Source organism: Gimibacter soli (genome assembly GCF_028463845.1).
GTDB lineage: Bacteria > Pseudomonadota > Alphaproteobacteria > Sphingomonadales > Kordiimonadaceae > Gimibacter > Gimibacter soli.
Window position 1 is genome coordinate 2453943 of the sequence record NZ_CP116805.1, and the last position, 13569, is coordinate 2467511.

The window sequence follows — 13569 nt, forward strand, 5'->3', positions numbered from 1 at the left end:
GACAGTCATGACTGCAAAGTTTCGATCCACCCTCCTCCGGATGTACCTGGCCGTTGCCGCGCTTGTGGCATGTGCACTCCCTGTGTCGGCGCAAACCGCTTCGTCCTACCTGATCGGGCCGCGCGACCTTGTGGATATCCAGGTCTTCCAGCAACCGTCGCTAAGTGCGCAGGCGCGGGTGCAAAGCGACCAGAGCGTCTTCCTGCCGGTGATCGGCAACGTGACGATCGGCGGCATGGACGAACCAAGTGCGGCACGCGCCATTGCCTCCGCCCTTGAAACGGGTGGCGTGGTGCGTGACGCAGCTGTCACCGTCCGGGTAATCGAATTTGCCAGCCAGCGGATTTCTGTCCTTGGCTATGTCGGCTCGCCGGGTTCCTATATCCTCGATCGGCCTTCAACCATTTCCGATCTTCTCGCCAAGGCAGGCGGCGCCACGCCAGACGCCGGTGACAAGCTCGTCTTTACCGACCGCCCGGTAGGTGCCGGCAAGGTCGAGCGGGTCGAGCTGAATATCCAGGACCTTCTGGGTGGTGCGGACGCATCGATCGACCGGCCGGTCAGTGACGGCGATACCATTTTCGTGCCCCGCGCGCCTGTCTTCTATATCTACGGCGAAGTTCGCTCGCCCGGCACGTTCCGGGTTGAGCCCGGCCTCACGGTCGAGCAGGCGCTGGCCACCGCAGGTGGCGCCACCGAACTTGGCAAATCGAACAAGATCAAACGGCGTGACACGCAAACCGGGAAACTGGTGTCGGCAGAGTTGACCGACATAGTGAAGGGCGGTGATGTTTTCTTCCTGCCGCAAAGCCTGTTCTGACGATAGAAACTGGCTAATCCGTGCAGACACGGCTAGACTGAAGACAACGTGACCAGAAGGTAGCAGAGAGCGAGCGAATCGATGAGTATTTTCCAAGTTGTAGCCATCCTGAAAGCCAGGCTTTGGCTCATCATCTTGTCGACGATCGTGGCAGGTGTCGTCTCGAGCCTGATCGTTCTCGCCCTGCCTGAACGGTACACGGCGTCCACGACCGTGCTTCTCGATATCGCTGAGCCCGATCCGGTCACCGGTCGGGTGATGTCGACCTCGCTTGTCCGCAACCATATTCGTACCCAGATCCGCCTGATCATGTCGGAAGGTGTTGCAGGGCGTGTGGTCGACCAGCTTAACCTGACCTCTTCGCCTTTCTACCTGAATGCCTTCAGCCAGCAGGAAAACCCGGGTGTCGACATCCGCTACTGGATCGGGCGACGTCTTCTCGACAACCTGAAAGCCGAAAACGTGGCGGGTAGCGACATCGTTGCAATCAACTATACGGCGCCTGCGCCCAATCTGGCGGCGCAGCTCGCAAATGCCTTCGCCGACGCCTATATCGCAGCCGACCTCGACCTGCGAGTTGATCCGGCCCGCCGTAACGCCCAGTGGTTTGCCGGCCAGCTGAACAAACTGCGCCAGAACCTGAATGACGCCCAGCGCCGCCTGACCGAATACCAGCAGCGCACCGGCATCGTTTCGGAATCGCAGGAACTGAACGCTGAGGACACCAAGCTCGCCGACCTCACCGCCCGCGTCACCGAAGCCCGTGCAGAGGTCAGCGAAGCCCGTTCGATGGTCAGCCAGATAAATGCTTCCGATATCCAGAAGGGCGGGACCCAAAGCCTGCCGGCCTTCATCAACAGTTCGGAAATCCAGCAGTGGCGCGATGAACTGACCAAGATCGAATCGATTCTCGCAACCGTCGGCGGCCAGGTCGGGGTTAATCACCCTGAGTACAAAGCCATGGTGGCTCGCCGCGAAGTGGCGCAAAACCAGCTGAACACGGAAATCCAGAAGGTCCGTACCGCCATCTTCAACCGCGTGAAGATCGCCGAAGCCAAGGCCGAGACCCTGGAAGCCGAACTTGAAGCCCAGAAGAGCCGCGTGCTGCGCCTGCGTCAGGGCCGCGACGAGCTCGATGGCCTCGCCCGCGAAGTGCAGATCCGCAAGGCCGAGTATGATGACGCCTTCCGCCGCGCCGGGTCGCTGCGCCTCGAAGGCGATATTGCCCAGTCGCAGCTTGTGGTGCTTGAAGAGGCGGTTCCGCCGCTCACCCACAGCTTCCCGAAACGCGGCCTCACCGTTGCTGTTGCCACCGTGGCCGCCGTCTTCTTCGGCATGGCGCTCGCCTTCCTTCTTGAAATGATCGACCGCCGCCTGCGCTCGCCAGAGGATCTGGAGCAAGCAACCGACTTGCCTGTCCTGGCCGTTCTTGCCGCTTCGAAAACGTCGCGCAAGACCAAGAAGGCGGAAAGGAAGCGGCTGAAAAAAGCTTCTTCGGGATCATCTTCCCAACCAACACCGGCAGCTGCCGAATAAAGGGGCACTATAATGCCGGCTACGAATCAAGCGCTCGTCAAGCGTGAAAGCTCCCTGCCCTATGGCCTGAAGATCGGCCAGATCCTGATGGCGCAGGGCAAGATCAATGAAGATCAGGTCCGCGAAATCCTGAAAACCCAGGCCGAGCGCAGCTGCAGTTTCGGTGAAGCCGCCATCTATCTCGGCTTCCTAACCCAGCTTGATATCGACACCGCAATTTCGCAGCAGTTCAACTATGCGATCCTATCGCCGGAAGCCGGTTCCTATTCTGCCGAGCTGCATGTCGCCACCAACCCGTTTGGGCAGGAAGCGGAATCCTTCCGCGCGCTCCGCTCGCAGCTGATGCTCGAAAGCCTTGAAAAGGGCCGCCGCGCCATCACCATCGTCGGGCCGAACGCCGGTTCCGGCTGCACCTATACGGCCGCAAACCTTGCGATTGCCTTCGCCCAGCTCGGCCTCAAGACCTGCCTGATCGATGCAAACCTGCGCAATCCGCGGATCGCGAAACTGTTCAGCATTTCGCGCGAACATGAAGGCCTGTCGGAAATCCTGATCGGTGGCCGTACCTATGACGAGGTGCTGGTTGGCGACACATTCCCGAACCTCAGCATCATCACCTCAGGCCGTGTACCGCCGAACCCGCAGGAACTGCTGGGCCGGCATGAACTGATCTGGACCCTGTCGCACGTCCTCAGGGACTTTGACACCGTGCTGTTCGACACGCCGGCGATGAACCATTGCGCCGACGCCCGTACCGTCGCGGCCCGCGTGGGCTCTGCCCTCCTCGTCGCGCGCCGGCATCAGACGCTGGCAAACGATGCCAGGGTTGCGGTTGAAGAGTTGCGGTCCAACGGTGTCCATCTGATCGGCACCGTGCTCAACACCTACTGACAGAAACGACAAGCCTCCGGAAAGCCGCAACGTGACCACACAAGCCCGTAAGCCCACGATTGACCTGGACTTGCAACGTATTGCAAGCGACCTGTTCGGCAGCGGCATGTGGCTTGTCGTCACTGCACTTGTCGTCACCTACTTTTCGACCTACGCCATCATGGCGGAAGGCCCCTGGAACACCGATCAGGACGGCCACGGTCCCTTCATCCTGATCGTTGCTTTCCTTGCCTTCCTGATCCGCTACCCCGCCATAGCCGTGCTGCCGAAGCCTGACCGGATTGTGTGGGAAGGTTGGGCGCTGCTTGTAGTCAGCCTCGCGGTTTTTGCTGTTGGCAGTTCGCAGGAAATTCTTCTGTTCGACAGCGGCTCGCAGATTCCCGTGGCTGCATCGCTTATTCTCATTTTCCGGGGATGGGCCGGGCTGAAAGCCGCCTGGTTTCCGATCTTCTTCCTTGTTTTCTCGATCCCGCTTCCTGGCTGGTTGATCGATGGCGCTACCCTGCCCCTCAAAGTAATGCTCTCGGATCAGGTGGTGGAACTGCTGTACAACGCCGGCTATGAAATCGCCCAGAACGGCGTGATCCTTTATATCGGCCAATATCAGCTTCTGGTGAAAGACGCCTGCGTGGGCCTCAATTCCATGCACAGCCTTGCCGCTGTCGGGGTGCTCTATATCTATCTGATCAAGCCGCAAAACTGGATGCACACAGCGCTTCTGGTGCTTTTCATCCTGCCTGCGGCCTATGCGGCAAACGTCTTGCGGGTGATCATCCTTGTCCTCATCACTTTTTATCTTGGCGATGAAGCCGGCCAGGGCTTTCTCCATGATTTTGCAGGCATCGTGATGTTCGCATCCGCCCTACTACTCTTCTTCGTCTTTGACAATCTGATCTTCGGAGGTTTGCGGTGGATTCAATCGCGCAAAAAAGCGGCGTGAAGCTTCCCGGTCTCCAGGTCCTTCTTGCAGCGGCGCTGATCCTGCTCGGCGGGCTCGCCAGCTGGCGGCTGACGCCCACGGAAATGACCCCGATCCTGAAGGACAATCTGCAGATTGCGGATATCCTTCCTGAAACATTCGGTGACTGGACCGTCGATGAGCGGATCGAGGCTGTGCGCCCGCTGGAGCAAAGCACGCTTGCCGACGCGATCTACGACCAGTCCATCACCAAGGGCTATCGCAACACCGACGGCGAACTGGTGATGGTGCTGATCGCCTACGGCGCCAACCAGAGCGACACATTGCAGCTGCACCGGCCGGATGTTTGCTATATCGCCAACGGTTTCCGCATCACCTCCAATTTCCGCAAGGACGTGGACCTGAAGGTGCCGGGGCGCGATATCACCCTGCCTTCTGTCCGCATGATGACGATCAACGGCCAGCGCTATGAGCCCGTGACCTTCTGGACGCGGGTCGGCGATGCCATTCCGGTCAAGACGCTGGAGCGCCAGTGGGACAAGCTGAAATATGGCCTCAGCGGCCGTATCCCGGATGGCTTGCTGGTGCGCATTTCCACTATTTCGCGTGACGAAGAATCCGCTTATGATCTGCACGATCAGTTTGCACGGGATCTTCTCGCGGCCCTTCCGGCCAACGCGCTGCCATTATTCATCGGTGCACAAGGCGAAGAGCTCGATCTGTCCGGGCTCCGCGCGGCCGAGAAATAACGTTCCGAGCTACTTTTGAATGAACGACCAAGATTTGGGGGATAGGTGATGGGCTGGGCCACACAAAAGAATAACCTGACCAAGGCGGCTGCGATTGCATCCGTGCTGGTTCTCGCGGCCTGTGGCGGCGGTGACGACAAGGCTGAGACCGCTGGCGGCTCCACGGAAGCGGCCAAAGAAGGTGGCGAGCAAACCCCTTCGAGCCAGGTTGTGGCCAATGTGAACGGTGAGGAAGTCACCATTCACGAACTGAACAGCGAACTGTCACGGATCAATATCCCTGCTGACGCTGACCGTCAGGCGATCGAGGAAAACGTGCTGCGTGCTATCGTGAACCGCAAGGTTCTGGAGCAGAAGGCCGTAGGGGCTGGCCTTGACCGCGTGCCCGGTGTGATTGCGGAAATCCGCCGTTCGCGTTCGACCCTCTTGGCTCAGGCCTATATGCGCTCGCAAGCGTCGGGGGCGCAGACCGTCGGTCGTCAGGAAGCCGAGAAGTACATCCTCGATAACCCGAACCTCTTCGCCAACCGCACCTATTATATCTTCGACGCCATCCTCGCGCCGAGCGATGCCCTGCCTGAAGAGAAGAAAGACGCGTTCGAAGCGCTCGGCAACCTTGACGAGATCGAACGCCAGCTGACGAACTCGCAGATCAACAACCAGCGCAAGCCATACACCGCCTTCTCGGAAACCATTCCGTCGGCGATGCAGGAAAAACTGCCGGAACTGATGCGTGACCGCACCGTCTTCTTCGTGGTGCAGGGGCCGCGCACCATGATCACCCAGTTCCAGGAAAGCCGCCCGGCTTCGCTGACCGGTGAGGAAGCTCTTCGCATCGCAACGCGCATGCTGCAGGGTCGCAACAACCGCGAAACCATGATGAAGGTTCAGTCGGAAGCCCTCGAGCAAGCCAATATCAGCTTCAATGGCAAGTTTGCGTCGATGACCAAGAACCCGCCGAACCTTGTGGACGGCAAGCTGCAGCGCGAGATCGATTCCAGCGTGCAACAGCCGGATACGGACAATGACGGCGACGGAGCGGGTGCCCCCGGCAGCCTGTACTGAGGCATGACGGCAGGCCCTGCCCATCCCCCGCGATAGCAAATCCAACGATGCCCGGTCCTGGGCATCGTTTCATTTCAAGGCGACAGAGATCGATGACAACCGCTGCCGTTTCCCCTCCTTGCCTCACTGTCGGGCTCTTCTGGCATTCGATCAATTCCGACAATCTCGGCATCGGCGCACTGACCGTTTCTAACATCGCGCTGGTGCGGGAAGCCGCCCGGCAGGCCGGTTGCGCGGTCCGTTTCACGATCTTCGGCTATCTTGACAAACGCACCCCGTATGTGGGCGGCGACGATATCGAATTTGTCGCACTGAACGGCAAGCGCATCGCCCTGCCCTGGTCTGACCTGCAAGGCAAGGTCGCTGCGTGCGACCTGATGCTGGATATCGGCGGCGGCGACAGCTTTGCCAGCATCTATGGCGGCAAACGGCTGACGTTCCTGCTGCTGTCGAAGATCCGCACGCTGATCGCTGGTGTACCGCTGATCATGTCGCCGCAAACACTCGGGCCGTTTGACAACTGGCTCGGCCGTACTGCAGCAAGCCTTGTCCTCAAGGGCTGCCACACCGTCTATACCCGCGACGCTCTTTCGGAGGCCTATTTCCGGGAAGCCATGGGCGGCAAGGCTGAGAAAATCAGGCTCACCACCGATGTTGCCTTCGCCCTGCCCTTCGATACGCCCGCCGCTAACACCAGTGGCAAACCGAAAGTCGGCCTCAACCCGTCCGGCCTGATGTTCAGCGGCGGCTACGGCAAGAAGAACGATTATAAGCTGACGCTGCCGTTCGATCAGCTGATGCACCGCCTGATCGCCCATTTCCGGGACAAGGGCTGCGAAGTGCACCTGATCGGCCATGTCAATTCGCTGACCCTGCCGGTTGATGACGATTATCATGTGTGCGAGCAGCTGAAAGCCGAATATCCGGACTGCGTGCTCGCCCCCAATTTCACATCACCGTCCGAAGCCAAAACCTATATCGCGGGGCTGGACTTCTTCACCGGCGCCCGCATGCATGCCTGTATCGCCGCAGCCTCGGCCGGCATTGCCGTTGTACCGCTTGCCTACAGCCGCAAGTTCGAAGGCCTTTTCGGCACGCTCGGGTACAAACGCACCCTCGATTGCCGGACCAGCACGCTCGACGACGCCTTTGACCAGATTGTGAAGGCCTTCGACGACCGCGAAACGTTGAAAGCCGAAGCCGGCGAGCTGGCCGCCGTCTCGCGCGAGCGCCTGAAGGTTTACACCGATGGCATCGCCGATACGATGCGACATGTGATGGCCACCCGCAAAGCCGGATAAGATGACCCAGACGCTGACCTCAATCCTGAAGCGGAACTTGTGTGCGGGCTGCGGCCTTTGCGAAAGCCTTGGTGCATCAGAAGGCATCCGCATGGATTATGATGCCAAGGGCTTCCTCCGCCCGCAGTTCAGCGGCCCTATCTCGAAGGCGCTGGACGAGCAGATCGGCCGTGTCTGCCCCGGCGCCAACCTTGACATGCAGGTGCCAGCTGCCGAGCAAACGATCCTCTGGGGTCCGATCCGCACCGCATGGACGGGCTGTTCAACGCGCGAGGACTTGCGCCACCGTGCGTCCTCGGGCGGTGCGCTGTCGGGGATGCTGATGCATCTCCTGACCTCGGGCAAAGCCGACTGCGTGGTGCAGATCACCGCATCCACCACCCATCCGACGCGCAACCAGATGGTCATCAGTCGCAACAGCCGGGAAGTGCATGAAGCCGCAGGCTCGCGCTATGCCCCGTCGGCCCCGCTTGCCGATATCGTGCGCATCCTCGAGGGCGGCGAACGCGTCGCCTTTGTCGGCAAGCCTTGCGACGTTGCGGGGCTGACCAATCTCCTGCGGGACAAGCCGGCGCTAGCCCGGAACCTTGTCGCCAAAATCTCCTTCATGTGCGGTGGTATCCCGAGCCAGACGGGCACAGCGGAAATCCTGAAGCGCCTTGGCATGGCCGACAAGGAAATCGCCAGCTTCCGTTTCCGCGGCGATGGCTGGCCGGGCGGCGTGAAAGCCGTGGCAACGACCGGCGAGGTCGGCACCATGAGCTATCCCGATTCCTGGGGTGGCATTCTCAGCGGCCGGGTGCAATTCCGCTGCAAGATCTGCCCGGATGGCACCGGTGGTTTTGCCGATCTGGTTTTTGCCGATGCCTGGCACGGTGATGATCGCGGCTATCCGAGCTTTGTCGAGGCCGACGGTCGCAGCATGATCCTCGCCCGCACAGCCCTTGGCGAAGCCCTGCTCGCCGATGGCATCGCTGCAGGCGATATTGTCGCCGATCCGCTCGATCCGTCTGAGATCGCGGGCATGCAGCCCTCGCAGGCAAACCGCAAACGGCTGGTGACATCGCGCCTTGCCGCCATGACCCTGTTTGGCCGTGCCAGGCCGCGCTACAAGGGCCTGCGTCTTGGTGAAGCCTCATCGCAAGCACCGTTCAAGCTGCGGCTTCACAATTTCCTCGGCCTCGTGCGCCGTCTATGGCGTGGCACCGAAGGCTGATCCGCGTACAAAACGCACAACGAAAAAGGGCTCCCGAACGGGAGCCCTTTTCTTGTCGACTATCGGTGGAACCGATTAGGCAACCGAAACGCTGGTGCGCTCACGGCGGCGGGCAGCGATGCCCACGAGGCCGAAGCCCATGATCATCATCAGCCAAGTGGCCGGCTCCGGAACGGCAGCGATGAATTTGGCGAGGATCACGAGGTCGTCGTGGTTATCGTCAACGTCAGCGCCGTTGTCGTCGAAGGCGAAGATCAGGTTGGTGTGGCCATTGAGGTCGTTCACACCACCAACGTGGTAGATGCCGAACTCTTGCGCGCCGAGGCCGATGTTTTTCACGCCCTGAACCGAGTCAAACTGGAAGATCGAACCATTGAGCGCGGTAGCAGCGCCAACGCCGAACGAACCGAGCCAGGTGTTGGTCCAACCCTGCCATGCAACGTTCGACTGGCCGAGATTTTCCTGGAACAGCAGCCCGCCGTTTACCGAGAACGAGTTGCGGTACGCGCTTTCAGCACCGAGCAGGTAGAAGTGGAAGGTACCAGCCGAGGTGGTCTCGAGCGTTGCACCCTGAACGAGGTTGTCGTAGCCAGCTGCGAGCAGTTTGCTCTCGAACCAGTTTTTCGGAATGTCGTTGCCGGTTTGCTCGCCGTCGAAGTCATAATATTCGGTCGAGCCATCAACAACGATGTTCACTGCTGCCTGCGACGGGAAGGTCAGGCCAGCGGCGAGAAGAATAGCACCAAAGAGCTTTTTCATTTTCGTCTCCCTGAACGCCCCCAGCAGGGAAGCGCCTGTTTCGTTTGAGTAATCGATGGAGGCCTCATGCCCCATCCGGTTCTGGGGTTCTCTTAGCGGGTGCAAAAAAACTAAACAAGTGTTAATCATATTTTATTGCAATTTTATCTATCTGCCCTTGAGACAAAGGGCGAAAGGCGGCAATTCCGTATCAAACTGAAACGCCGAAGACCCATTTTGATACAGTTGGGTTGGGATTGGCGTGGGATGTCGCCGCAGGCGTTTGAAGCCGTGTCACACCGATTCCTTTGTGGCCGAATACATCGATTTTTATAGTTAACCTCAATTTAATATAAACATCACAGGCTCATCACCGACGCGGTCGCGCAAAGACTTGAAAAGCTTTGTCAGGCATGCGACTTGATTGAGAGTGAATTGAGGCGGGAGAGATAAGACGTGGGATTGTTTTCGAGCAGGCGGCGAAAAACCGGTAACACCACACCGGAGTCCCCCGAACCCAAGAAAAATCAGGCACCCGGCCCCGATGCCCCTATTCCAGGGCTGCCGCCGCGGCGTACCCTCCTGCGCGATAATGACGTGCAGCAACCCGCGCCCCCAGCCGTTGCACCGCGCACCCCGGCGCCGCGCAGCAGCGGCATGCCTTTCCTTGATATGGGCCAGCAGGCCGCCAAAACCGGGACTGCCGCGGCGGAGCCCGCCGATGCTGCAATCGACCGGGATATCCATAATATCCGCTTCCGCACGCTGGCATCTGACCGCCCCAACAAGAATGCGGTGGAGGACAGCCCGTTCGAGCGCGCCCGGCTTTTGCTGCGCGAAGTGTTCGCACCAAGCGCCCCGGTTCTCGACAAGAACCATTTCGCCGGCCGCACCAATGAACTTCGCCGCGCCATCTCGGCCATCGAGAACGAGCGCATGCACCTGATCATCTACGGCAAGCGCGGCTGGGGCAAAACGAGCTTCACGAACACGCTGTGTATGATCGCGGAAGAAGCGGGATACGCCGTTTGCCGCGCATCCTGCTCCAACGCCACGACGTTCGAAGGCATTTTCCGCGATTTCCTGCGCCAGATTCCGCTGCTGCATGACCGGACTTTCCTTGCCAGCCACGGCGCCGATCAGTCGCACCTCGGCTTCGACACACTTCTGCCGGAAGATGGCTTCTCGCCGAAGGAACTGACCGACGTGCTTTCGCGGCTCTCCACCACCCGCGTCATCTTCGTCTTTGACGAATTTGACCGCGCGGACGAGCACAAGCTGCGCCGGCAGATTGCCGACACGATCAAGAGCTTCTCGGACCGCTCCGTCCGCGCCACGCTGATCATCGTTGGCGTCGCCGATACGCTTGATGACCTGCTCGGTTTCCATGAATCGATCGAGCGGAACGTGACCGGCCTGCCGATGCGGCTGCTGTCGTCCGGCGAATTCGAAGAACTGATCTCGATTGGCGAAACCGTTTCGGGCGTTTCCTTCCCGCTGGCAGTGCGGGACCGGATTTCGAACCTGTCGCGGCAAATTCCCTATTTCACCCGGCTTCTGTGCCTGCACGCCGCCCAAAGCGCGCTTGAAGACCAGCGCTGGGAAGTGCGTAACGGCGATGTCGATTATGCGGTGGAGAAAGCCCTCGACGACACGGCAACGCTGATCGACCGCAACCATCGCCGCCTGATCGATGAAACGGAAACCGGCCCGGCCAAGGACTTCTTCCATTGTCTGGCCTCCGTTTCCACGAACGACGAAGGCGACTTCACAATGGATGCGCTGGTGACCGAATACGAGGCCACCACCAAGACGCATATCTCGAAGCTTTCGATTGGCAGCAAGCTTTCGCTGCTCGCGCGTCCCGGCATCGACTTCCTGTCGAAGCACGAAGACGACAACAAGATCAAATACCGGCTGCATGACCCGATGACAGGCTTCTACCTGCGCCTCATCCAGGATCGCAACCAGACCGGCAAGATCAAGAAAAGCTGAAAATCAAAGAGCCCCCGTCAGGATTGAACGGGGGCTTTTCCTTCGAGGAACCCTTCAATGAAACGGGCATAGGCGTTGGGGTCGATCTCGACCGACTTGCCCTTGCCTGCACGCGCGGCCTTGATCGCCTCCCGGAGGCTGTCCACGTCGCGGGCCTCAAACACCAACCCCTGATCACGGAAGGCGCCGACCAGCTCGAACTGGTGGTCGTCATAATGCTCGCCCATGTCATGGCGGCGCGGCATGGCAATGACCGCGCACCCGGCGCGGATCGCACCGAGCATCGAGCCTGACCCGCCATGGACGATGGCAATAGCGCTTTCCTTCAGGTGACGGTCCATTGCATCCTGCGGCAAGGTCTTGTGGACCTCGATCCCCTCGGGCGCGATATCGCTTTCCCCCGTTTGCGCCACCACCGTTTCCGTGATCACGCCTTCCTGCATCAGCTGGTGCACCGAACTGATCATCCGGTCGAACGGCAGCACGGTGCCCACGGTCGCGAAAAGCTTGTGCGCTTTCTCATGCGCCGGCGCCTCGGACTGGCAGAAAGGATTGCAGTAAACAGCTTTCGGATGCTGCGAAACGAGCCCCGGCCACTGCACAAGATAAAGATCCGCGAAACGGGCCGAAAGCTTGCCGAACATGGAGATGCTTTCAACGCGGGCAATCGATTCGATATAAATCACCTTACGGCGGGTCATCCAGGCCAGCACCAGCGTGAAGAAAGCGGCACCTGCCCCTGTGCTGATCACCACGTCAGGGCGCATCACGATGAAATGCCAGATCGACGCGAAGAAGTTGCTGATGCCTGCCCAGGCGAACTTGAGGAAACCGTCGGTTTCACGCTGGCCGAAGGCAAAGTGCGGCACAAAGCGGGCCGGATGGTCGCTTGCGAGACTAAGCCCCAAGGGCGTCGCTTCCGTCAGGAAATAATAGTCATGCTTGCGGGCAAACGGGAGCATCTGCACCAGCTGACGGAGATGACCACCGCCAGAGGCAGCAAGGCACACGCGCAATTTCTTCATAAGAACAGGTCCGCTTGAAAATCAGCTGTCGTCGCGCTCGTCAGGCACGCCCTGACGCCGCAGGATGAACAGGAAAACATAGCCAAGGGTCGCTGCGATCATGATCCATGCGATGAAATCAAAACCCTTGTTGCCGAAATAGTTGGCGAAGGCGCAGCCCAGCGCGGGCCAGATATAGGCCGCGATATTCTGGTCCTCGCGCCGCGAGAACTGGAAAAACATGCCAACGATTGCCACAAAAATGGCCACCGTCACAAAATCAAAGATCGTACTCATATAGCCCTCGCCCCCATTCTTTTCGTCACCACTTCGGTTCGTGAAATATACAAGCCCAGCCGCCGGTTGCAAGCTGACAAGTCACAGATCGAAGTCTTCCTTGATAGAGTTGCCGCATGCCCTTAACGTGCAGCTTCATTGCAACGTCTCTATTTCGGGGGCCTTCTGGATAGCCTATGACCACCGTACCTGCCGCGTCCGTGATCATTCCTGCCTATAATGAATCAAAGGCCCTGAAGCGCCTGCTGCCCCGGCTGCACGACGCCTCTCCCGATGCCCGCTTCGATGTGATCGTGGTCTGCAACGGTTGCCATGACGACAGTTTCGATGTGGCAGCGCGCTTTGGTGACAATATCCGGGTAATCAACCAGGTAGAAGGGTCGAAGACAAAGGCGCTGAATGCCGGCGACGAAATCGCCAAGGCCTTTCCCCGCATCTATCTGGATGCCGACAGCGAAGTAACACCCGGTGATCTGGCCGCGGTCTGCAAAACGCTGGAGGAGCCGGGGGTCATGGCTGTCGGCGCCGTCGCCAATTTCGATGCAAGCGGCGCAAGCTGGGCCGTTGCAGCTTACTACAAGGCCTGGTCCCTGCTCCCGTTTGGGCGCAATCCATCCAGCATCGGCGGCTCCGGCATCTATGCCCTCAGCCGCGAAGGCCGTGCCCGTTTTGATGCCTTCCCCGATGTGATTGCCGACGACGGTTTCATCAACCATCTGTTCACTGCAGCCGAGAAAGCACGTTGCACAGACTGCGTGGTGCGGATTACGCCGCCGCGCACATGGTGGTCGCTCGTGAAGATCAAGTCGCGGGTATTTCGCGGCAACCGGCAACTGCAGGCAATGGGCATTCATCCACCTGCCGAATCCAACAAGACCGGCTCGGGCATCCTTTCCCTGATCCTTTCTCCGCGCACCTTGGTGCCGGCCATTGTCTATGCCGTCACGCAAGTGGCGGCGCGACTATACGCGCACCTGATCCAGCCCCTCACCCGGCAACGCTGGCAACGTGACGAAACGACCCGCTGAAGGCCTTCAT

13 protein-coding genes are annotated in these 13569 nt (G+C 59.7%); 10 read left to right on the forward strand and 3 right to left on the reverse strand.

Annotated features, from left to right (window positions below):
• Nucleotides 1-7 precede the first annotated feature (7 nt).
• From PH603_RS11540 to PH603_RS11575, 8 genes are all read left to right on the forward strand, one after another.
• The gene (locus PH603_RS11540; protein WP_289502681.1) at nucleotides 8-820 is read left to right on the forward strand and encodes an SLBB domain-containing protein; all 813 of its coding nucleotides are present in this window, start codon (nucleotides 8-10) and stop codon (nucleotides 818-820) included.
• An 81-nt stretch (nucleotides 821-901) separates the two neighbouring features.
• Complete coding sequence (locus PH603_RS11545) at nucleotides 902-2356, forward strand: Wzz/FepE/Etk N-terminal domain-containing protein (RefSeq protein WP_289502682.1); 1455 nt, start codon at nucleotides 902-904, stop codon at nucleotides 2354-2356.
• A 12-nt stretch (nucleotides 2357-2368) separates the two neighbouring features.
• Nucleotides 2369-3247 carry a polysaccharide biosynthesis tyrosine autokinase gene (locus PH603_RS11550; RefSeq protein ID WP_289502683.1) on the forward strand — a complete coding sequence of 293 codons (879 nt, stop codon included), beginning with the start codon at nucleotides 2369-2371 and terminating at the stop codon, nucleotides 3245-3247.
• 31 nt (nucleotides 3248-3278) lie between these two features.
• The gene (xrtV, locus tag PH603_RS11555) at nucleotides 3279-4187 is read left to right on the forward strand and encodes an exosortase V (RefSeq protein WP_289502684.1); all 909 of its coding nucleotides are present in this window, start codon (nucleotides 3279-3281) and stop codon (nucleotides 4185-4187) included.
• Nucleotides 4184-4915 (forward strand): exosortase-associated protein EpsI, V-type, encoded by a 732-nt coding sequence (gene epsI, locus PH603_RS11560; protein ID WP_289502685.1) that lies wholly within the window; start codon nucleotides 4184-4186, stop codon nucleotides 4913-4915. The genes xrtV and epsI overlap by 4 nt, the downstream gene beginning before the upstream one ends.
• Before the next feature lie 48 nt (nucleotides 4916-4963).
• Nucleotides 4964-5980, forward strand: coding sequence for an EpsD family peptidyl-prolyl cis-trans isomerase (locus PH603_RS11565; RefSeq protein WP_289502686.1), 1017 nt, complete (start codon nucleotides 4964-4966; stop codon nucleotides 5978-5980).
• Nucleotides 5981-6072: 92 nt separating this feature from the next.
• A complete protein-coding gene (locus PH603_RS11570) occupies nucleotides 6073-7281 on the forward strand; it encodes a polysaccharide pyruvyl transferase family protein (protein WP_289502687.1) in 1209 nt (402 codons plus the stop codon).
• A 1-nt stretch (nucleotide 7282) separates the two neighbouring features.
• On the forward strand, nucleotides 7283-8497 hold the full coding sequence (locus tag PH603_RS11575; protein ID WP_289502688.1) for a Coenzyme F420 hydrogenase/dehydrogenase, beta subunit C-terminal domain: 1215 nt from the start codon (nucleotides 7283-7285) through the stop codon (nucleotides 8495-8497).
• A gap of 75 nt (nucleotides 8498-8572) precedes the next feature.
• Here PH603_RS11575 and PH603_RS11580 read toward each other — a convergent pair whose 3' ends face one another.
• Nucleotides 8573-9256 carry a PEPxxWA-CTERM sorting domain-containing protein gene (locus tag PH603_RS11580; protein WP_289502689.1) on the reverse strand — a complete coding sequence of 228 codons (684 nt, stop codon included), beginning with the start codon at nucleotides 9254-9256 and terminating at the stop codon, nucleotides 8573-8575.
• A 636-nt stretch (nucleotides 9257-9892) separates the two neighbouring features.
• Between PH603_RS11580 and PH603_RS11585 the strand changes: the two genes are divergently transcribed.
• Nucleotides 9893-11230, forward strand: a complete 1338-nt coding sequence (locus PH603_RS11585; protein ID WP_289502690.1) for an ATP-binding protein — start codon at nucleotides 9893-9895, stop codon at nucleotides 11228-11230.
• A 17-nt stretch (nucleotides 11231-11247) separates the two neighbouring features.
• Here the strand turns inward: PH603_RS11585 and welK are convergent, their stop codons facing one another.
• Both welK and PH603_RS11595 read right to left on the reverse strand, forming a co-directional pair.
• Nucleotides 11248-12255 carry a beta-1,4-glucuronosyltransferase WelK gene (gene welK / locus PH603_RS11590; protein ID WP_289502691.1) on the reverse strand — a complete coding sequence of 336 codons (1008 nt, stop codon included), beginning with the start codon at nucleotides 12253-12255 and terminating at the stop codon, nucleotides 11248-11250.
• Nucleotides 12256-12276: 21 nt separating this feature from the next.
• A complete protein-coding gene (locus tag PH603_RS11595) occupies nucleotides 12277-12531 on the reverse strand; it encodes an XrtV sorting system accessory protein (RefSeq protein WP_289502692.1) in 255 nt (84 codons plus the stop codon).
• A 176-nt stretch (nucleotides 12532-12707) separates the two neighbouring features.
• On the opposite strand from PH603_RS11595, the gene PH603_RS11600 reads away from it, so the two are divergent.
• The gene (locus PH603_RS11600) at nucleotides 12708-13559 is read left to right on the forward strand and encodes a glycosyltransferase family 2 protein (RefSeq protein ID WP_289502693.1); all 852 of its coding nucleotides are present in this window, start codon (nucleotides 12708-12710) and stop codon (nucleotides 13557-13559) included.
• Nucleotides 13560-13569: the final 10 nt, after the last annotated feature.